Origin of the sequence: Nocardioides sp. NBC_00368, assembly GCF_036090055.1 — a bacterium.
Lineage (GTDB): Bacteria > Actinomycetota > Actinomycetes > Propionibacteriales > Nocardioidaceae > Nocardioides.
Genome location: NZ_CP107970.1, coordinates 3,423,669 through 3,442,572, shown reverse-complemented (window position 1 = coordinate 3,442,572; position 18,904 = coordinate 3,423,669). Strand labels below are relative to the sequence as shown.

19 protein-coding genes are annotated in these 18,904 nt (G+C 68.8%); 16 read left to right on the top strand and 3 right to left on the bottom strand.

Annotation, left to right across the window (positions count from 1 at the left end):
• Positions 1 to 21: 21 nt before the first annotated feature.
• From alr to tsaD, 7 genes are all read left to right on the top strand, one after another.
• Positions 22 to 1,197: an alanine racemase gene (gene alr / locus OG984_RS16375; protein WP_328527356.1), complete on the top strand. Its 1,176-nt coding sequence runs from the start codon at positions 22 to 24 to the stop codon at positions 1,195 to 1,197.
• Positions 1,194 to 2,285 carry an alpha/beta fold hydrolase gene (locus OG984_RS16370; protein WP_328527355.1) on the top strand — a complete coding sequence of 364 codons (1,092 nt, stop codon included), beginning with the start codon at positions 1,194 to 1,196 and terminating at the stop codon, positions 2,283 to 2,285. Before alr ends, OG984_RS16370 begins: the two co-directional genes overlap by 4 nt.
• The gene (gene tsaE / locus OG984_RS16365) at positions 2,282 to 3,226 is read left to right on the top strand and encodes a tRNA (adenosine(37)-N6)-threonylcarbamoyltransferase complex ATPase subunit type 1 TsaE (RefSeq protein WP_328527354.1); all 945 of its coding nucleotides are present in this window, start codon (positions 2,282 to 2,284) and stop codon (positions 3,224 to 3,226) included. The genes OG984_RS16370 and tsaE overlap by 4 nt, the downstream gene beginning before the upstream one ends.
• A gap of 10 nt (positions 3,227 to 3,236) precedes the next feature.
• Entirely contained in the window at positions 3,237 to 3,905 is a 669-nt protein-coding gene (tsaB, locus tag OG984_RS16360; RefSeq protein WP_328527353.1) for a tRNA (adenosine(37)-N6)-threonylcarbamoyltransferase complex dimerization subunit type 1 TsaB, read from the top strand.
• Positions 3,902 to 4,369, top strand: coding sequence for a ribosomal protein S18-alanine N-acetyltransferase (gene rimI, locus OG984_RS16355; RefSeq protein WP_328527352.1), 468 nt, complete (start codon positions 3,902 to 3,904; stop codon positions 4,367 to 4,369). The genes tsaB and rimI overlap by 4 nt, the downstream gene beginning before the upstream one ends.
• 47 nt (positions 4,370 to 4,416) lie before the next feature.
• Positions 4,417 to 4,971, top strand: coding sequence for a hypothetical protein (locus OG984_RS16350; RefSeq protein WP_328527351.1), 555 nt, complete (start codon positions 4,417 to 4,419; stop codon positions 4,969 to 4,971).
• A 331-nt stretch (positions 4,972 to 5,302) separates the two neighbouring features.
• Positions 5,303 to 6,364, top strand: coding sequence for a tRNA (adenosine(37)-N6)-threonylcarbamoyltransferase complex transferase subunit TsaD (tsaD, locus tag OG984_RS16345; protein WP_328527350.1), 1,062 nt, complete (start codon positions 5,303 to 5,305; stop codon positions 6,362 to 6,364).
• A 3-nt stretch (positions 6,365 to 6,367) separates the two neighbouring features.
• On the opposite strand, the gene OG984_RS16340 is transcribed toward tsaD, so the two are convergent.
• Positions 6,368 to 7,531 (bottom strand): class I SAM-dependent methyltransferase, encoded by a 1,164-nt coding sequence (locus OG984_RS16340; RefSeq protein WP_328527349.1) that lies wholly within the window; start codon positions 7,529 to 7,531, stop codon positions 6,368 to 6,370.
• Between the two features lie 95 nt (positions 7,532 to 7,626).
• On the opposite strand from OG984_RS16340, the gene OG984_RS16335 reads away from it, so the two are divergent.
• The 3 genes from OG984_RS16335 (at position 7,627) to groL (ending at position 10,453) form a co-directional block, all read left to right on the top strand.
• A complete protein-coding gene (locus tag OG984_RS16335; RefSeq protein WP_328527348.1) occupies positions 7,627 to 8,259 on the top strand; it encodes a hypothetical protein in 633 nt (210 codons plus the stop codon).
• 189 nt (positions 8,260 to 8,448) lie between these two features.
• Complete coding sequence (groES, locus tag OG984_RS16330) at positions 8,449 to 8,742, top strand: co-chaperone GroES (protein ID WP_008362423.1); 294 nt, start codon at positions 8,449 to 8,451, stop codon at positions 8,740 to 8,742.
• Between the two features lie 91 nt (positions 8,743 to 8,833).
• Positions 8,834 to 10,453, top strand: a complete 1,620-nt coding sequence (groL, locus tag OG984_RS16325) for a chaperonin GroEL (RefSeq protein ID WP_328527347.1) — start codon at positions 8,834 to 8,836, stop codon at positions 10,451 to 10,453.
• Between the two features lie 83 nt (positions 10,454 to 10,536).
• On the opposite strand, the gene OG984_RS16320 is transcribed toward groL, so the two are convergent.
• Together OG984_RS16320 and OG984_RS16315 are read right to left on the bottom strand one after the other, a co-directional pair.
• On the bottom strand, positions 10,537 to 11,286 hold the full coding sequence (locus tag OG984_RS16320; RefSeq protein ID WP_328527346.1) for a glycoside hydrolase family 25 protein: 750 nt from the start codon (positions 11,284 to 11,286) through the stop codon (positions 10,537 to 10,539).
• A 19-nt stretch (positions 11,287 to 11,305) separates the two neighbouring features.
• Positions 11,306 to 11,968: a DUF305 domain-containing protein gene (locus OG984_RS16315; RefSeq protein WP_328527345.1), complete on the bottom strand. Its 663-nt coding sequence runs from the start codon at positions 11,966 to 11,968 to the stop codon at positions 11,306 to 11,308.
• A gap of 129 nt (positions 11,969 to 12,097) precedes the next feature.
• Here OG984_RS16315 and OG984_RS16310 point away from each other — a divergent pair, with 129 nt between their 5' ends.
• The 6 genes from OG984_RS16310 (at position 12,098) to OG984_RS16285 (ending at position 18,899) form a co-directional block, all read left to right on the top strand.
• Positions 12,098 to 13,627: an LVIVD repeat-containing protein gene (locus OG984_RS16310; RefSeq protein WP_328527344.1), complete on the top strand. Its 1,530-nt coding sequence runs from the start codon at positions 12,098 to 12,100 to the stop codon at positions 13,625 to 13,627.
• Positions 13,628 to 13,740: 113 nt separating this feature from the next.
• Positions 13,741 to 14,496 (top strand): hypothetical protein, encoded by a 756-nt coding sequence (locus OG984_RS16305; RefSeq protein ID WP_328527343.1) that lies wholly within the window; start codon positions 13,741 to 13,743, stop codon positions 14,494 to 14,496.
• A gap of 66 nt (positions 14,497 to 14,562) precedes the next feature.
• Positions 14,563 to 15,348, top strand: a complete 786-nt coding sequence (locus OG984_RS16300) for a DUF1684 domain-containing protein (protein ID WP_328527342.1) — start codon at positions 14,563 to 14,565, stop codon at positions 15,346 to 15,348.
• A 54-nt stretch (positions 15,349 to 15,402) separates the two neighbouring features.
• A complete protein-coding gene (locus OG984_RS16295; protein WP_328527341.1) occupies positions 15,403 to 16,314 on the top strand; it encodes a GNAT family N-acetyltransferase in 912 nt (303 codons plus the stop codon).
• Between the two features lie 127 nt (positions 16,315 to 16,441).
• Positions 16,442 to 17,941 carry an IMP dehydrogenase gene (gene guaB, locus OG984_RS16290; protein ID WP_328527340.1) on the top strand — a complete coding sequence of 500 codons (1,500 nt, stop codon included), beginning with the start codon at positions 16,442 to 16,444 and terminating at the stop codon, positions 17,939 to 17,941.
• Positions 17,942 to 18,101: 160 nt separating this feature from the next.
• On the top strand, positions 18,102 to 18,899 hold the full coding sequence (locus tag OG984_RS16285; RefSeq protein ID WP_328527339.1) for a DUF1684 domain-containing protein: 798 nt from the start codon (positions 18,102 to 18,104) through the stop codon (positions 18,897 to 18,899).
• The last annotated feature ends 5 nt before the right edge of the window (positions 18,900 to 18,904 follow it).

Here is an 18,904-nt window from a genome sequence, read left to right as displayed (position 1 = left end):
GCGGCAACTATCCTTGACATCATGTCACCGAGCCCAGCGCCTCGGGCTCCGCTTCGGCGAGCCGAGATCGTCATCGACCTCGCCGCGATCCGCCACAACGTCTCGCGGCTGAAGGAGCACCTTCGTACGCCGATCATGACGGTGGTGAAGGCCGACGGCTACGGGCACGGCCTGGTCGAGGCCGGACGGGCCGCTCGTGAGGGCGGTGCCGACTGGCTCGGCGTGGCCTCGGCCGACGAGGCGCTCGCGCTGCGCGCGGCCGGCGACGAGGGCAGGCTGCTGGCCTGGCTGATCATGCCGAGCGAGCCTGCCGAGGACCTCGTGGCCGCGGACATCGACGTCACCGCCTACACCGTCGCCGACCTGGAGAAGTTCGCCGCCGCCGGCGACGCCCTGGGCCGTACGCCGCGGGTGCAGCTCAAGGTGGACACCGGGCTCTCCCGGGGAGGCGCGGCCTTCGCCGACTGGGGCAACCTGGTCGCGCTGGCGCGGATCCTGGAGGCGGAAGGGGCGATCCGGGTGACCGGCATCTGGTCGCACTTCAGCTCCAGCGAGAACACCGCCGACCCGGCCAGCGCCCTCCAGGAGAAGGTCTTCGGTGAGGCGCTCGCAGTCGCCGAGGAGGCCGGCCTCCGGCCCGAGGTGCGCCACCTCGCCAACTCTGCGGGAGCGCTGCTGCGGCCGAGCGCACGGCTCGACCTGGTGCGGGTCGGGATCGCGACGTACGGCATCGACCCGGCGCCGGGCGTCGACGGATCGCCGTGGCACGAGCTCGGACTCGTCCCGGCGATGACCGTGCGCGCCGAGCTGGCGCTGGTGAAGCGGATCGAGGCCGGCGCGGGCGTCTCCTACAACCACACCTGGGTGGCCGAGGCGCCGACGACCGTCGGGTTGGTCCCGGTCGGCTACGCCGAGGGCATCCAGCGTCGTTCCGGGAATCGCGCGTCGGTGTGGGTGGACGGGCTACGGCGCCCCGTACGCGGCACCATCTGCATGGACCAGATCGTGGTCGATCTCGGCGACGCCGCGGTCGAACCCGGTGCCGAGGTGGTTCTGTGGGGCACCGGAGCCGATGGCGAGCCGACCGCCCAGGACTGGGCCGAAGCGAGCGAGACCATCGCCTACGAGGTCGTCACCAGGATCGGAGGACGGATGAAGCGGCGTTACGTCGACACCGAGCAGGGAGGCGACCAATGAGCATCGCAACACGGATCGGTCAGATCGCGGCAGGGACGCTGGGAGCTGCGGCGGTCGCTGCCGCGGCCCGCGGCGCGGTGGTGGTCAAGAAGCGCCGCCGCGCGATCGAGGAGCGCCCCGAGGACAAGACCCCGCTCGGTACGCTGCGGTCCTGTCCGGTGACCGTGGTGACCTCCGACGGCGTACCTCTTCATGTGGAGATCGACGAGGTCGACTCGGCTCACCACAACGGTGGCGCGAGCGAGGTGACGCTCGTCTTCGTCCACGGCTACTGCCTCAACCTCGACTGCTGGCACTTCCAGCGCGCCGCCTACCGAGGCCTGGTGCGGTCGGTCTTCTACGACCAGCGCAGCCACGGCCGCAGCGGCCGGTCCTCGCTCGGCAACGCCACCATCGACCAGCTCGGTGACGACCTGCTCCGCGTGCTGGACGCGGTCGTGCCGGAGGGCCCGGTGATCCTGATCGGCCACTCGATGGGCGGGATGACGATCGCCGCGCTCGCCGAGGACCACCCCGAGCTGTTCGCCCCCTACGACGAGGGTGGCCGCATCATCGGTGCCGCCCTGATCTCGACGACCGCCGGAGGTCTGGACCCGAGCCGGCTGCTGATCCCGGTGCTCCCGGCCAAGCTGTCCGGCGGGATCGCCAACAGCACGATGCGCACGCTGGCCCGCGGGCACGGGATCGTCGACCGGTTCCGGGCCATGGGGTCCTCGGTGGCGACCGTCTTCACCGACGTGTTCGCCTTCGGGGACGAGGTGCCGGAGGCGTACGTCGAGTTCGTCGACGGGTTGCTCTCGCAGACGCCGTTCGAGGTGGTCGCGGAGTTCTTCCCGAGCTTCCGTGCGCTGGACAAGTTCTCGAGCGTCGCCGCGATGGGGCGGGTGCCGACCACGATCATCTGCGGCACCGCCGACCGGCTCACCGCCGTCGGTCACAGCCGCAAGCTGCACTCCTACATCCCCGGATCGCGGCTGGTCGAGTGCGAGAAGGCCGGGCACATGGTCATCCTCGAGCGGCACGGTCAGGTCAACGCCGAGCTCGACCAGCTGCTCGCCTCGGCCACCCGGGATGCGGCCTCGGCATGACGCTCGTCTTCGAGCGGGTCGGGGCGGAGGCCGCGGCCGAGGTGCTCGGTATCGTCCGCACGGCCTTCTCCGCCCGCCCGCCTCTGGACCCGCCCGCCGACGCGCTCGGGGAGACCGAGGGGTCGATGAAGGAGCGCCTCTCCGGCTTCGGAGGTGTCTTGGCGCGGTTGGACGGGGTCGGGGTCGGGGCCGTCGTGATGGATCCCGCAGACTCGACGATGTGGCTGCGGCGATTCGCTGTTCTGCCTGATCAGCAGGGTCATGGTGTGGCGCACAAGATGGTGACGTACGCCGCCGGGCTGGCGCGCTCGGAGGGTTTCGGCGACCTCGCGGTGATCGCTCGTGAGGAGCTCCCGGAGACGCTGCGGTTCTGGGAGCGGCAGGGATTTCGGGAGATCTCGCGTGACGCGCCCGCGGTGCGGCTGCATCGTCCGCTGAACGAGCACGTCGTCGAGGCGCTCGACCCCGACGCGATGTTCGAGCTGGGCCGGCGGATGTCCGGTCTGCTCGCCGCTGGCGACGTACTCGTCCTCTCCGGCGGCCTCGGCGCCGGCAAGACCACCTTCACCAAGGGCCTCGGGGCGGGGCTGGGGGTGCGCGGTGAGATCACCTCGCCGACCTTCGTGATCGCCCGGGTGCACCCTTCGACGGTCGGTGGTCCGGAGCTCGTCCACGTCGACGCGTATCGGCTGGGTGGGATCGACGAGCTCGACGATCTCGACCTGGACACCGATCTCGACGACGCGGTGACCGTCGTCGAGTGGGGCGAGGGCCTGGCCGAGGGGCTCTCCGAGTCGCGGCTGGAGATCCGGATCGTCCGCGCCGAGGCCGACGAGGCTCCGCTGGATCTGGTCGAGGCGCCTGACGGTGCCGACCCTCGGCGTGTGGAGATCGTTCCCGTCGGGGCCCGCTGGCGTGGCGTGGACCTGAGCGCGCTCTAGGGTGTGAGTCGTGCTTCTCGCCTTTGACACCGCAACGCCCCAGGTCACCGTGGCGCTCCACGACGGCGACGATGTCGTCGCCGAGCTCGCCTCCGACCGGACCATGAAGCACGGTGAGCAGCTCGCGCCGCTGATCTCCGACGTCATGGCGGCGGCCGGGATCGTACGTCAGGATCTGACGGCCATCGCCGTGGGCGCCGGACCGGGGCCGTTCACCGGTCTCCGGGTCGGCTTGGTCACCGCTCGGACTCTCGGGTTCGCGCTGGAGATCCCGGTCTATGCGGCCTGCTCCTTGGACGTGCTCGCGGTGGAGGCGGTGGAGTCCGGCGTGGTCTCGACAAGCTCGACCACCGAGGGGTTCTTCGTGGCGACCGATGCGCGGCGCAAGGAGGTCTACCTGGCGTCCTACGACGCCGACGGCGCACGCCTCGAGGGACCTGTCGTCGCCCGCCCCGCCGAGGTCGCCACCTCGGTGCCGGTGGTCGGTGAGGGGGCGCTGCTCTATCCCGATGCGTTCCCGACGCCGCTCGGCCCGGTGCGCCCGTCCGCCGCTTGGCTGGCGCGGGCGGTGGCCGAGGAGCGGGTCGAGCTGATGGACCCCGAGCCGCTCTACCTACGCCGGCCCGATGCGGTGGAGCAGGCTGCCCAGAAGAAGGTCCAGAAGAAAGTCTCGCAGTGACCGTACGCTCGGCCGGCCCGGACGACGTCGACGCGATCGCCGACCTCGAGGTCGAGGCGTTCCCCGACGACGCGTGGACGCCCGAGTACCTGCAGGTGGCGATCGAAGGCAAGATGCCCACCGTCCGGATCCTGGTCGCGGTCGATGATGCGGGGACGGTCGTCGGTCATGCGCTGGTGAGCGTCGTCTACGAGATCGCCGAGCTCCAGCGGATCGCGACCGCTCAGGAGCAGCGCCGCCGCGGGATCGGTGGGTCGCTCCTCGCGGCGTCGATCGAGCTCGCTCGGAGCGAGGGAGCCGAGCGACTTCTCCTCGAGGTGCGTGAAGGCAACGTCGCGGCCCTCCAGTTCTACGACCAGGCCGGATTCGTCGAGATCGACCGCCGTGAGCGCTACTACCGCGACGGGGCGACGGGGATCGTGCTGGCGATGGAGCTCACCGGCCCGCCGACGACATCTGGCTGAGGTCGTATCGGGCCGAAATGTCGGTGGTCTGTGGTGCGATCAGTGTCATGGCCTTCAACCGCAGCGGTTTCGAATCGACGACAGCCGGCCTCGCCATGGCGAGGACGATCGGGCGCGACGGCTTGCGTGCGCCCACCCTCAAGGTGGTTGCCGAGGAAGCGAACATGGCGGTGTCGACGCTGCACAAGTGGTTCGCCGGGCGGGAGAACATGCTGCCCCATGCCAGCGCGGGATTCGCCGGCATCTACTGGGAGGGGATCGCTCGGCGCGTGAACCTACGGGGATGGGCCGGCTACCTGCCTTCGACCCGGGACGAGATGTTCTTTCTCAGAGCCTGGCTGGGTTTCGAGGAACTCGCTCGGACGAACGACGATGTCGGCGAGGCGGTCCGCTACGTGTGGCACAACGTCAAGTTCTGGCTCAGCAGGTCGATCGGCCGGGAACTCACGGACTACGAATCGGGTGGGCTGGTGATATTGCTCCGTGGGCTGTGGGACGGCCTCTGCTCCGCCGATCCGATCGAGCCTGATCTCGCGCAACAACTCTGGGCCGCCGCTTACTCAGCCCTCCATGACGATCTGGACAGCGCCCAAGCCGCCTGAGGGGCCGGACCTTCGCCTGAGTCGTTCTCGGGGCGTTTCTCGGGCGGGCTGTGAGGCCCGGGCGAACGAACGTTCTTTCGCGCGCCCGTGACGAACGAAGATTCATTCGAGCGCCTGTCACGAATGAAAGTTCGTTCACGTGTCGGGGGTGAATGAAGATTCGTTCACGTGTCGGGGGTGAATGAAGATTCGTTCACGTGTCGGGGGTGAATGAAGATTCGTTCACGTGTCGGGGGTGAATGAAAATTCGTTCGTCCGCCGAAGCCAGGGGCCGCGTCCCCGCCCTGGGCCGGCGCTGAGCCTCAGAGCGACGTGGAGGCAGAATGGGCTCATGACTTCCGGTGCCCTCGTTGATGAGCCCCTGGTCCTCGGGATCGAGACGTCGTGCGATGAGACCGGGATCGGTGTCGTGCGCGGTCACACACTGCTGGCCGACGCGGTGGCGAGCAGCGTCGAGGAGCATGCCCGCTTCGGTGGGGTGGTTCCCGAGGTCGCGAGTCGGGCGCACCTGGAGGCGATGGTGCCGACGATCGAGCGGGCCTGCGAGGAGTCGGGGATCAAGCTGAACGACGTCGACGCGATCGCCGTCACCTCTGGTCCCGGGCTCGCCGGCGCCCTGCTCGTCGGGGTGGCCGCGGCCAAGGCACTCGCCCTCGGGCTCGACAAGCCGATCTACGGGGTCAACCACCTGGCCTCACACGTCGCGGTCGACCAGCTGCAGCACGGTCCGCTCCCGGAGCCATGCGTGGCCATGCTCGTCTCCGGCGGCCACTCCAGCCTGCTCAAGGTCACCGACATCACCGAAGGCGTCGACCCGATGGGCGCGACGATCGACGACGCCGCCGGAGAGGCCTTCGACAAGGTCGCCCGTCTGCTCGGCCTGGGCTTCCCGGGCGGTCCGGTGATCGACAGGACCGCCACGTCGGGCAGCTCGATCGCGATCGACTTCCCCCGCGGGCTGACCAGCCGGCGAGACCTGGAGCGACACCGGTTCGACTTCTCCTTCTCAGGACTCAAGACCGCTGTCGCGCGCTGGATCGAGGCCAAGGAGCGCAGCGGCGAACCCGTCCCGGTCGCCGACGTGGCGGCCAGCTTCCAGGAGGCCGTGGTCGACGTGCTGGTGCGGAAAGCCCTCGACGCCGCCTCCTCCGAAGGCATCGAGGACATCATCATCGGCGGCGGGGTCGCCGCAAACAGCCGGCTCCGGGTGCTCGCCGAGGAGCGGGCCACCAAGCTCGGCATCCGGGTCCGGGTCCCGCGACCGGGCCTGTGCACCGACAACGGCGCGATGGTGGCGGCTCTCGGGGCGGAGATGGTGGCCAGGGGACGTACGCCCTCGGCCCTGGATCTCCCGGCCGACTCCTCCCAGCCGATCACGACCGTCCTGGTCTGACCCTCAGAAGGGCCGCACCAGCAGGCACGTCCCCTCGCCGGCAACCCTGGTGAGCACGATCGTCGCCTCGGCCGAGCCCGACAGCGCGAGCCGCTTGCGGAGCTGTTCGGGCACGACCTGCACGCCACGCTTCTTGATGGTCAGCTTCCCGATCCCACGCTCGCGGAGCGCCGCCTTGAGCTGCTTCTCCCGGTAGGGAAGCTCCTCGAGCACCTGATACCCGCGGGCAAAGGGTGTCTCGAAGGAGGCGGAGGAGGTGACGTACGCGATGTGCTCGTCGACCAGATGGCCCTGCACCCCGGCGGCGACGGCGGTGACCAGCCCGGCACGGATCACCGCACCGTCGGGCTCGTAGAGGAACTCGGCGACCCCGCCGACCTCACCGCCCGGATCGTCCTCGGAGGTGAGTGTCGCCAACCCACGCTCACCGATCACGGTGGCCCGACGATGCGTGCTGGCCAACGAGCCCGACCACAGCGCCGCCTCCTTGACCTCGCCGCGGTCACTGACCCACTCGGCCTCGACCTCGCCGGGGACGAGATCGTGCGGGATCCCGGGGGCGACCTTCACGCAGGCATCGCGCTCGAAGAGCGTCTCGACCCACGACCACGGCGGGGTCCACCCCTCGGCGGAGAAGACCCGGCCCTTGGCGCCGCGACGTGCCGGATCGGCGTACGCCACGTCGAAAGGGGAATGGTCGACACCGGTCGCGTCGGCGACGGTGACCGCGCCCGGCAGCCCGAGAGCATCGAGATTCGCCTGGGCGACGGCGACCCGCTCCGGATCGTGGTCGACCCCGGCCGCGGTGAGCCCGGCGCGGGAGGAGGCGATCAGGTCGCCGCCGATCCCGCAGCCGAGGTCGATGACGCTCGCCGCGTCGAAGGCACGCAGCCGCGCCGCCCGGTGGTGCGCGACGGCGAGCCGAGTGGCCTGCTCGAGGCCGTCGGGGGTGAAGTACATCCTCGGCGCCAGGTCGCCGAACTTGGCGGCCGCCTTCTGGCGCAGATCGATCTGGGTCATCGCCGCGGCCACGCGCTCGGCGGTCTCGTCCTTGCGCAACGCGGTCTGCACCGACAGGGCCGATCCGGACGACTCCATCTCGGTGGCCCGCGCCAGCAGCCGTTGCCCGTCGTCGGTCAGCAACCAGGCGAAGGCATCGAGATCCATGAACCGATCCTCTCAGGCGGGATTACGGACGCGGCAAACTCCATTACCCTGCGGGGTGTTTATGTAGGATCCGCCGAGTGCGTAGATCCCCCCGCATGACCCTGCCGATCCTCGGGGCGGCCGGGGCCGTCCTGACTCTGCTGTCGCTGACGCTGTCCCCGCCCGCGTCGGCTGACACCGCGACCCCGGTGAGCCAATGCTCATCCGGGGACCGCTCCTACACGTCTGTGGGTGCCACATCCGCCACCGCGACGGCGCCCGATGGCTACCGGATCGCGTCGTTCTGCGTGGTCGGACGCGGGAACGCCGGCGCCGAGAGGCACACGCTGTCCACGCCGCAGAGGACCACCGTCGTCAGTCACAGCAGCGGCAAGCAGCTGGAGAGCTACTCGGTGACGTACGTGCAGATCCCGGTCGCGAGCGAGCCCGAAGCGGCCCCGGAGACAGCGGCGCCGGAGGAGGAACCGAAGGCTGAGATCACCGCGGAAGCACCGGAGAAGAAGGCGGAGCCGAGCGGCTCGGCCGGCGCCGAGAAGTCCCCGGCACCGGGCGAGCCGTCATCCCTCGGCCCCCTGCCGGGCGATGGCGAGGAGCTCAAGATCACCACATTCGAGGAAAAGGACGAAAGCGAGGATCGCTGGTCCCTCCTGGTCGTCGGAGGCATCATCGTCCTGGGCCTGGTGGCCGGCGCGATCGCGCTCACGGTGAGACTCCCGGGACAGCGATAAGCGGGCCTTGCTGGCACTCATTGTGGTCGAGTGCTAACGTCTGCATTGGCACTCTCCCCCTGAGTGTGCCAGCGCTTGCGAGCCGGGTGCGACCCCCGCGACGGCGTACGTGGCATGTCGCAAGCACAGACGTAGCAACACCCACCCAGAATCATCTGACTCCATAGAAGAAATGGGGAGGTCGACACAGTGTCGGTCAACATCAAGCCGCTCGAGGACCGCATCGTCGTGAAGGCCGTCGAGGCCGAGCAGACCACTGCCTCGGGCCTGGTCATCCCGGACACGGCCAAGGAGAAGCCCCAGGAGGGCGAGGTCCTGGCCCTCGGTCCGGGTCGCATCGACGACAAGGGCAACCGCGTCCCGCTCGACGTCGCCGTGGGCGACAAGGTCATCTACAGCAAGTACGGCGGCACCGAGGTGAAGTACGCCGGCGAGGAGTACCTCATCCTGTCGGCCCGCGACATCCTCGCGGTCATCGCCTGACGTCATCCGTCTCGCAAAGCGCGGCCGGGCCGGGCGGGGTATATGTCCCGGCGGCCTCGGCCGCGCACTGCGTACTAGGGAGTAAATACTAATGCCGAAGATCCTGGAGTTCGACGAGAACGCCCGCCGCGCCCTCGAGCGTGGCGTCGACGCCCTCGCCAACGCCGTCAAGGTGACGCTGGGCCCCAAGGGCCGCTACGTCGTCCTCGACAAGAAGTGGGGCGCCCCGACCATCACCAACGACGGCGTCACCGTCGCCCGTGAGGTCGAGCTGGACGACCCGTTCGAGAACCTTGGTGCTCAGCTCACCAAGGAGGTCGCGACCAAGACCAACGACATCGCTGGTGACGGCACGACCACCGCGACCGTCCTCGCCCAGGCGATGGTCCACGAGGGTCTGCGGGCGGTTGCCGCCGGCGCCAACCCGATGAGCCTCAAGCGCGGTATGGACGCCGCTGCCGCCGCCGTCGGCGACGCGCTGCGTGCCGCCGCTCGTGAGGTCGTCGACGAGTCCGACATGGCCTCGGTCGCCACCATCTCCTCCCGCGACGCGAAGATCGGCGAGATCCTCGCCGAGGCCTTCGCCAAGGTGGGCAAGGACGGCGTCATCACCGTCGAGGAGTCCAACACCACGGGCACCGAGCTCGAGTTCACCGAGGGCATGCAGTTCGACAAGGGCTACATCTCTCAGTACTTCGTGACCGACCAGGAGCGGATGGAGGCCGTCATCGACGACCCGCTGATCCTGCTCGTCCAGGGCAAGATCAGCTCCATCCAGGAGCTCCTGCCGCTGCTGGAGAAGGTCATCGCCGCCGGCAAGCCGCTGTTCATCATCGCCGAGGACGTCGAGGGCGAAGCCCTCTCGACCCTGGTCGTGAACAAGATCAAGGGCACCTTCAACGCGACCGCCGTCAAGGCGCCCGCGTTCGGTGACCGCCGCAAGGCCATGCTGCAGGACATCGCGATCCTGACCGGCGCGCAGGTCGTCGCCGAGGAGGTCGGCCTCAAGCTCGACCAGGTCGGCCTCGAGGTGCTCGGCACCGCCCGCCGCGTGACGGTGTCCAAGGACAACACGACCATCGTCGAGGGTGGCGGCGACGCTGCTGCCGTCGAGGGCCGCGTCGCCGAGCTCAAGTCCGAGATCGAGCGCACCGACTCCGACTGGGACCGCGAGAAGCTCCAGGAGCGCCTCGCCAAGCTCGCCGGTGGCGTCTGCGTGATCAAGGTCGGCGCTCACACCGAGGTGGAGCTCAAGGAGAAGAAGCACCGCATCGAGGACGCTGTCTCCGCGACCCGCGCCGCCATCGAGGAGGGCATCGTCCCCGGCGGTGGCTCCGCGCTGATCCACGCCGTCTCCGTCCTGGAGAAGGACCTCGGCCTCGAGGGCGACGAGGCGGTCGGCGTACGCGTCGTCCGCAAGGCCGCCGACGAGCCGCTGCGCTGGATCGCCGAGAACGGTGGCGAGAACGGCTACGTCATCACCACCAAGGTCCGCGACCTCGGCGTCGGCCAGGGCTACAACGCCGCCACCGGTGAGTACGGCGACCTGGTTGCCCAGGGCGTCATCGACCCGGTCAAGGTGACCCGCTCCGCGCTCATCAACGCCACCTCGATCGCGGGCATGCTGCTCACGACCGAGACCCTGGTCGTCGACAAGCCGGAAGAGGAAGAGGCGCCCGCGGCCGGTCACGGCCACGGTCACGGCCACTGACACAGAGCCGAGTCGGCGCATCTGACCCCGTGCTTCGCGAAGCGAAGCGAGCGAAAGGGGTCCGATGCGCCGACTCGGCGATTTCAGCGGACGACGAGCGATCCGAGCGAGACGTCGTCCGAAAGCACATTCATATCGACGTACGCCTCCTTCTCACTCCCCACGCCGTCGAGCCGGTCCCGGTTCGAGTACTGCCAGATGGTCCAGGAACGTCCGTCGGGGACACGGGGCGGCCAGGCGACGGAGCGGAACCAGATCGGGTTGTCGGGGTAGGCGTCGACCAGATAGGCGCGGTAGGCCGACGGGGTGGTGTAGATGACCGGCGCGGTGCCGTAGTGCGCCTCGAGCGTGGACAACAGCGGGTCGAGGATGGCGCGGACCTCGGTGGCGGGCGGCAGATTTCCCTTGAAGGAACCGTAGGGCTCCAGGTCGACGACCGGGGCGAGCGTGCCGGGGACCCGAGGCACCGTGGCGATCATGTTGTGCGCCTGGTCGGCGCCCGGGCTCTCGAAGCTCATGAAGTGGTAGGCGCCGGTCGCGATCCCGGCGCGCTGCGCCTGGGCCCAGTTGGCGGCGAAGCGTGAGTCGACGTGGGAGGAGCCCTCGGTCGCCTTGATCCAGGCGAAGTCGATGTCCTGCTCAGCGACCCGCGGCCAGTTGACGGTGCCGTTGTGGTGGGAGACGTCGATGCCGCGTACGTCGTACTTCGCCGCGAACAGACGGGTCGGCATCACGACGCCGGTGTAGACCAGCGCGGTCATGACCAGGGCGAGACAGGCGAAGACGGCGGAGCCGATCAGCACCCGTCGGCGACGGGCAGGGGTGAGGGGCATCGCCGCAACGTACCGGTTCTCACAGGTCCGCGAGCAGCTTCTCCATGATCTCGATCTCCACCGACTGGGTGGCCTCGACGTCCGTCGCCATCTCGATCGCCAGCGCGTCGCCGCCCTTGGACGCCATCGGCTCGGCCATCTCCAGGGCGCCCTGGTGGTGCTGGATCATCCCGGTCAGGAAGAGCCGGTCGAACTCCTCGCCACGGGCCTTGCCGAGCGCGGTCATCTGTTCGGGGGTGAGCATGCCGGCCATGGTGTGCGGGGGATCCGAGGCCCGGGGAACCCTCAGCCCGCGCAGATCGAGCCAGCCGCTCATCGCCACGATCTCGGGGCCCTGGGCCGCCTCGATGCGCTTGGCCAGGGACACGACCTCGGGGTGGACGCCGTGCTCCCGCGCCAGCCGGGTCATCTCCAGCGCCTGGGCGTGGTGAGGGATCATCATCGTCACGAAGTCGGCGTCGGTCTGGGTCCACTCGTCCGTGCCGGCGGCCGACGGCGAGATCGTCTCGGCGGTCTCCCCGGGCGCACCGCCCTGAACCACCGGCGCCGACTGGGTGGCTGCCTCCGGGCTGGGCGAGTGGGACCCGTGGGAGGCATGGGCGTCGTGCGAGGAACCCCCGCACCCGCCGAGCGACATCGCCGCGAGCACGACCACCGAGATGACACCGAGTCGCCTGGGCATGTGTCTCCTTCCGAGATCCCGTGGGAGGAACAATTTATTCACATTCCATGCCGGCCATGTACGAGATTTACTAAAGTTGAGAGGTCATGCCCTGCCACCCCACGGCGGCCGACTCGGAAGGCTTGCAACATGAGGCTTAGACGACCTACCCATTACCTGGCCCCCATCGCGGCGGTCCTGGTTGTCGCAGGAGGGCTGGCCGTCGCCGCCCCGTCCTCTGCAGACGAGTCCCACACCCACGGCACCGAGACCGACTCGAGTCAGACGACTCAGGCTCCCGAGGCCCAGACGAGCTGCACGGCCGAAGAGAAGCAGGCGATCACCAAGCTCGGTGACAACTTCGCCTCCGCCTGCGTCGCCGGCAACGACCTCGCCCAGCTGGGCGCCAACAATCCCGTCGTGCCCGCCGGCGAGTCCGACGGCACACCCAACATGCACCTGATCGCCAACATCCCCAAGTCGGGTGCCTTCACCCCCGCCAACGCCCTCAACAGCGACCTCGCCTTCCAGGGCAACTACGCCTTCGCGGGCAACTACAACGGGTTCAACGTCATCGACATCAGGAACCCGGCCAGCCCACGGCTCGTGAAGCAGTACGTCTGCCCCGGCTCCCAGAACGACATCTCCGTCTACGGCGACCTGCTGGTCCTCTCCGTCGACTCCAGCCGCAGCAACAACACCTGCGACAACGTGGCGCAGTCGGCCGCGATCAAGGAGTCGTGGGAAGGCCTCCGCGTCTTTGACATCAGCAACCCGAGGGACCCGGAGTACGTCGCGGCGGTCGAGACCAAGTGCGGCTCCCACACCCACTCGCTGGCACCGAGCAAGGACGGGCGGGCGGTCTATGCGTACGTCTCCTCCTACGGGCCGCGCCTCGAATACCCCGACTGCCAGCCCCCGCACGACAAGATCAGCATTGTGAAGATCCCGAAGCGGGCGCCGGAGCGGGCCGCGGTGGTCGGTGAACCGGTGCTGTTCCCCGACGGTGGCTACACCAACACCGCCGGCTGCCACGACATCACGACCTACCCGTCCAAGGACATCGCGGCCGGCGCCTGCATGGGCGACGGCATCCTGATGGACATCTCCGACCGCGAGCACCCGGTGGTGACCGAGCAGGTCACCGACACCGAGAACTTCGCGTTCTGGCACTCGGCAACCTTCAACAACACCGGCACCAAGGTCGTCTTCACCGACGAGCTCGGTGGCGGCGGTGCGCCGACCTGCAACCCGGAGACCGGGATGGAGAAGGGCGCCAACGGCATCTACGACATCGAGGACGGCCAGCTCGTCTTCAAGTCCTACTACAAGATGCCGCGCACCCAGTCCAACACCGAGAACTGCGTCGCCCACAACGGCTCGCTGATCCCGGTCAAGGGCAAGGACATCATGGTCCAGGCCTGGTACCAGGGCGGTGTGTCGGTCTACGACTTCACCGACTCGGCCAACCCGAAGGAGATCGCCTGGTTCGACCGCGGCCCGTTCGAGGACACCTCGACGATCGCCGGCCCCTGGTCGACCTACTACTACAACGGCTACATCTACTCCAACGAGATCCAGCGCGGCTTCGACGTCTTCGACCTGCGTGACCCGCGCGTCGCCTCGGCGAAGAGGGTCAGGTTCGACGAGCTGAACGTCCAGGCTCAGCCCTCCTACTGAGCAGGGCCGAGTCGGCGCATCTTGCGGGGCAAGATGCGCCGACTCGGTGATTTCAAGGAATGACCAGCTGATCGCAACCTGCTGGTCACCAGGAGACGCCAGGGTTCACCGCGATGACCGAGACCGTTGCCGCCGACAGGACCGGCCGGGCAGACGCGACCCGGCTGATCCAGCGTGGCGCGATCGAATGGGTGATCGCAGCCCTTCTCGCCCTACTCCTGATGAGGTTCCTGTGGAGCCTGGCGAGGAACGAGAACCTCCTTCCGGGCGAGGTCGTCCACCATCTGCTCCATCCGGACGTCCTCGCCGGTGTCTGGCTCACGATCCGGCTGACCGCGCTGGTCTTCGCGATGGCCTCGGCGATCGGACTCGTCGTGATCAGGATGGAGAGGTCGGGCAACCCGTTGCTGGGCGGGATCGCGGCTGCGTACGTCTGGGTCTTCGGCAGCATCCCGGTGCTCGTCCAGCTCCTGCTGTGGAGCAACATCGCGCTGGTCTTTCCCGACATCACGTTCGCGATCCCCGGGGTGCACATCGATGCGATGCGGCTGGTCACGCCCGTCCACGCGGCGATCGCGGGGCTGGCCCTGGCGCTGGGAGCGTACGCAGCGAGGGCTCTCCAGGACGACGACCGGCTCACCGCCTCGGGCGACATCCTGGTGACGACGCTGCAGGCGACCAGCCTGGTCTCGGTGCTCTCGATCACCGACCTGCTCGGGGTCGTCCAGGCGCTTGAGGAGCGCAACCACCTGATCATCCCGCTGCTGACGGTGGCCGCGATCTGGTACCTCGTCATGGTCACCGCGGCGCGCGGTGCGATCCACCTGGCCAGGCTCGCACGGGGGAGGGGCCAGGCACACAGCCGGTGAAGCCGAGGGTAAAAGTCGGCGACCATTGCAAGACCTGGCAACGCATGTCTTTGTAGAGTGCGGCGCGTGACTTTCGAGCAGGCCTGGCAGCGATGGCGCGATGAGCGGGAGGCCGAGCTGAGAAGTCCCGAAGGTTTCCTGGCGATCACCGGCCTGCACTGGCTGGGGCCGAGGCAGCAGCGCTTCCCCGGGATCCCGGGTGTCTGGTCGAACGGTCCGGAAGGTGCCGTCGTCGAGCTCGGCGAGGGCGAGTGGCTCGAGCTCGGCGGGGTCACCCTCGCCGGGCGTCACGTCTTCGGCCACGTCGATCCCATCGGCGTGATCGCGACCTTCGACGCAGGCACGGTCGAGGTCGCGGACCGTTTCGGCACCCCGGTGCTCCGTCCGCGACAGCCCGACGGCCCGTTCCTGCGCGACTACACGGGCACCCCGACGTACGATCCGGACCCGTCATGGCAGGTCAAGGCCGCCTTCACCGCGTACGAGACGAGTCGCCCGATCTCGGTCGGCTCCGTGGTCGAGGGTCGTTCGAGCATCATCGACGCGGTGGGGGAGGTCGCGTTCGAGGTGAACGGACGCCCGCAGCGGCTGATCGCCTTCGACGGCGGCGACGAGGAGCTGTGGCTGCTGTTCACCGACGAGACCAGCGGGGTCACGACCTACGCCGCCTGCCGCCAGCTCGCCGTCCAGCGGCCGGTCGACGGCAAGGCCGTCCTCGACTTCAACCGTGCCGCCAACATGCCCTGCGCCTACACGATCCACGCCACCTGTCCGCTTCCGCCCGCGAGCAACCACATCGACGTGCTCGTCGAAGCGGGCGAGCAGACTCCGCCGCGGCCGCCCGCGGACTGAAGGTTTAACCGTGGGAAACGGACCAGAAACAGCGAAACAGGCAGACTAGGGCTCATGGCGGGGACGATGTTGTGGAGAGTACGTACGACGCTGCCGGACCGACCGGGTGCACTGGCGGCGCTGGCGCAGCGCTGCGGTGAGGCCGGGGTCAACATCCTGGGGATGCAGATCTTCCCGGGACTGGCGCAGGTGACCGACGAGTTCGTGCTGCGTACGCCCGAGGGCTGGGGCGAGGCCGAGATCTGTGACGTGATCTCCTCCGCGGGTGGCGGCGACACCGTCATCCAGGCCGCCAACGAGGCGGCGCTGGCCGACCAGCCGACGCGCTACGTGCAGGCGTGCCGGCACGTGCTGGAGCGGCCGATGTCGTTCCCCGAGGTGGTCGCGCAGCTCTTCGACGCCGAGGCCGAGGCTCCGCCCGGGGTCGTCCACGACACCATGGAGCTGCGGGTCGCCGACGTCGACGTCCAGCTCCACCGCACCGCCCCCTTCACCGCGACCGAGCACGCCCGCGGCTCCGCGATGGCCGACCTGGTCAACGACGTCCTCGACCGCAGCCGCGAGTCGGCGGCGATCGGCACCACCCCGCCCGTACGCCGCCTGGGCACCGGAAGCACCCCCGACCTCGTCGTCACCGGCGAGACCGTCAGCGCCCTGATCGACGGTGTCGCCGTCGGCATCGGCGAGGTCCTGGGGGCGGCGGAGGACGACGAGAACGTACGCGTCGTCAACCTGCGCGTCGACCCGGCCTGGCAGCGTCGCGGCATCGGCACCCGGCTGCTGGTCGACACCGCCAAGCTCGCGCACATGCTCGGCGCCGACGAGATCCTGCTCACCACCCAGTCCGACAACCAGGCCGTGCTGCCTATGGTTCTCGCCGCCGGGATGCGCGGCCGGATCCGGATGGCCGGCGATCTGCTGACCGTCAAGGTGCCGGTGCGGGATCTCAAGCCGTTGGACCGGTAGGGAGGGATACCCGGTTAACCGGGTATTCCTGCACTTCTCAGGCAATGCAACACCCGAGAAGTGCAGGAAACACCTGAGAAGTCTCGCCGTTTCGGCGATCTCCAGGGCCCGGCCGTAACATTTCTCCATGGAGATCCCGGAGAAGTTCGCGACGCTCGGCCTCACCTACGACGACGTACTCCTGATGCCTGGATACTCGGATCTGGCGCCGTCTGACATCGATACGACCTCCCGGCTGACCCGCGAGATCGACCTGCGGGTCCCGCTGATCTCCGCGGCGATGGACACCGTGACCGAGTCGCGGATGGCGATCGCGATGGCCCGTCAGGGCGGCATCGGCGTGCTCCACCGCAACCTGAGCATCGAGGATCAGGCCTACCAGGTCGACCTGGTCAAGCGCACCCAGACCGGGATCATCTCCAACCCGGTCACCATCGGCCCCGACGCGACGCTCGAGCAGCTCGACAAGCTGGCCGGCGAATACCGGATCTCCGGGTTCCCCGTGGTCGACGTCGACCAGAAGCTGATCGGCATCATCACCAACCGCGACCTCCGGTTCACCCCGGTCGCGGAGTGGGCGACCACGAAGGTCAACGAGGTGATGACCTCGAAGGACCTGATCACCGGGCCCGCCGAGATCTCCCGCGAAGAGGCCACCAAGCTGCTGCGCCAGCACAAGCTGGAGCGCCTCCCGCTGGTCGACACGGACGGTCGCATCACCGGCCTGATCACCGTCAAGGACTTCGTGAAGTCCGAGCAGTTCCCCGACGCCTCCAAGGACGCGCAGGGCCGTCTGCTCGTCGGCGCCGCGATCGGCTACTTCGGCGACGCCTGGGAGCGGGCCACCACGCTCATCGAGGCCGGTGTCGACGTGCTCGTCGCGGACACGGCCCACGGCAACGTACGCATGCTGATCGACATGGTTCGCCGCCTCAAGACCGACCCGGCGACCAAGCACGTCCAGGTCATCGGCGGCAACGTCGCCACGCGCGAGGGCGCCCAGTCATTCGTCGACGCGGGCGCCGACGCGGTCAAGGTCGGTGTCGGCCCGGGCTCTATCTGCACCACCCGCGTCGTCACCGGTGTCGGCGTGCCGCAGATCTCCGCGGTCTACGAGGCGAGCCTGGCCTGCAAGCCGGCCGACGTCCCGGTGATCGCCGACGGCGGCTTGCGCTACTCCGGTGAGATCGGCAAGGCCATCGTCGCCGGCGCCGACACGGTGATGCTCGGCTCGATGCTCGCCGGCACCGAGGAGACCCCCGGTGACACGGTCCTGATCAACGGCAAGCAGTTCAAGGCCTACCGCGGCATGGGCTCCATGGGCGCCATGTCGTCGCGCGGAAAGAAGTCCTTCTCCAAGGACCGCTACTTCCAGGCCGAGGTCACCGACGACGACATGATCGTCCCCGAGGGCGTCGAGGGCCAGGTCGCCTACAAGGGCGCGTTGGCGACGGTCGCCCACCAGCTCACCGGCGGCCTGCACCAGACGATGTTCTACGTCGGCGCGCGCACCATCCCCGAGCTGCAGGAGAAGGGCCGCTTCATGCGGATCACCTCCGCCTCGCTCAAGGAGTCGCACCCCCACGACGTCCAGGTCACCGCCGAGGCGCCGAACTACCACGTCTGACCTGCATCAACGCGAGCCCCGGATCCACGGATCCGAGGCTCGACCCTTTCGTACGACGAGATGGTCACGATGTGGGCAATTCGGGCACAAAGCCGGACCGGACAGAGTTCAATCCCAGAGCTGGATCTGGGGCTTGCATCTGAACCTTTCGGGAGGACCAATGACCGTCGTCGACATCGAGACCTTCGCCGAGGAATGGGCGGCGTGGCACGAGGCGCACGAGAAGCGGCGGGCCTCGGCCCACGGCTTCCTCGCGATCACCTCGATGCGCTGGCTCGACGAGGAGCCCGAGACGTACGACGACGTACCGGGTGCCTGGTCGAGCGGCCCGGACGGCGTCGTGGTCTCGCTCGCGCCGGGTGAGTCGCTGGTCGTGAACGGCGCCGAGATCACCGGGCGGCACTCCTTCGGTGTCATCGACGAGCGTGGCGGCATCACCGCCGCGTTCGGCGACGCCGTCGTCGAGATCGCCAGGCGTGGCGACAGCGACATCCTCCGCCCGCGCCATCCCGACAACCCGGTCCTGACCGGCTACCGCGGCACCGAGGCCTACGCGCCCGACCCGAGCTGGGCCGTGCCGGGGCGTTTCGTCGCCTATGAGTCGCCGGTGCCGACGACGGTCGGCTCGGTCGTCGACGGCCTCGAGCACGTCTATGAGGCGGTGGGCGAGATCGAGTTCACGGTGGGCGACGCCACGCACAGCCTCACCGCCTTCCCTGGATCCGCACCGGGATCTTTGCACGTGCTCTTCGTCGACGAGACCTCCGGCAGGACGACGTACGCAGCCAACCGGAGCCTCTCGGTGGAGGCACCGGACGGCGCCGGCAACGTGCTGGTCGACTTCAACCGCGCCACCAACCTGCCGTGCGCCTACACCGACCACGCCACCTGCCCGCTTCCACCGGCCGGCAACCGGCTGCCGGTCGCGGTCGAAGCGGGGGAGAAGATTCCGTTCTGAGCGCG

Excerpts from the sequence above, each read along its gene's own strand:
- alr (WP_328527356.1), top strand. The coding sequence starts at position 22 with ATGTCACCGAGCCCAGCGCCTCGGGCTCCGCTTCGGCGAGCCGAGATC.
- OG984_RS16350 (WP_328527351.1), top strand. The coding sequence starts at position 4,417 with ATGGCCTTCAACCGCAGCGGTTTCGAATCGACGACAGCCGGCCTCGCC.
- OG984_RS16310 (WP_328527344.1), top strand. The coding sequence starts at position 12,098 with ATGAGGCTTAGACGACCTACCCATTACCTGGCCCCCATCGCGGCGGTC.
- tsaD (WP_328527350.1), top strand. The coding sequence starts at position 5,303 with ATGACTTCCGGTGCCCTCGTTGATGAGCCCCTGGTCCTCGGGATCGAG.
- OG984_RS16305 (WP_328527343.1), top strand. The coding sequence starts at position 13,741 with ATGACCGAGACCGTTGCCGCCGACAGGACCGGCCGGGCAGACGCGACC.
- OG984_RS16315 (WP_328527345.1), bottom strand. The coding sequence starts at position 11,968 with ATGCCCAGGCGACTCGGTGTCATCTCGGTGGTCGTGCTCGCGGCGATG.
- OG984_RS16295 (WP_328527341.1), top strand. The coding sequence starts at position 15,403 with ATGGCGGGGACGATGTTGTGGAGAGTACGTACGACGCTGCCGGACCGA.
- groL (WP_328527347.1), top strand. The coding sequence starts at position 8,834 with ATGCCGAAGATCCTGGAGTTCGACGAGAACGCCCGCCGCGCCCTCGAG.
- guaB (WP_328527340.1), top strand. The coding sequence starts at position 16,442 with ATGGAGATCCCGGAGAAGTTCGCGACGCTCGGCCTCACCTACGACGAC.
- OG984_RS16340 (WP_328527349.1), bottom strand. The coding sequence starts at position 7,531 with ATGGATCTCGATGCCTTCGCCTGGTTGCTGACCGACGACGGGCAACGG.
- OG984_RS16370 (WP_328527355.1), top strand. The coding sequence starts at position 1,194 with ATGAGCATCGCAACACGGATCGGTCAGATCGCGGCAGGGACGCTGGGA.
- OG984_RS16320 (WP_328527346.1), bottom strand. The coding sequence starts at position 11,286 with ATGCCCCTCACCCCTGCCCGTCGCCGACGGGTGCTGATCGGCTCCGCC.
- OG984_RS16285 (WP_328527339.1), top strand. The coding sequence starts at position 18,102 with ATGACCGTCGTCGACATCGAGACCTTCGCCGAGGAATGGGCGGCGTGG.
- OG984_RS16335 (WP_328527348.1), top strand. The coding sequence starts at position 7,627 with ATGACCCTGCCGATCCTCGGGGCGGCCGGGGCCGTCCTGACTCTGCTG.
- tsaE (WP_328527354.1), top strand. The coding sequence starts at position 2,282 with ATGACGCTCGTCTTCGAGCGGGTCGGGGCGGAGGCCGCGGCCGAGGTG.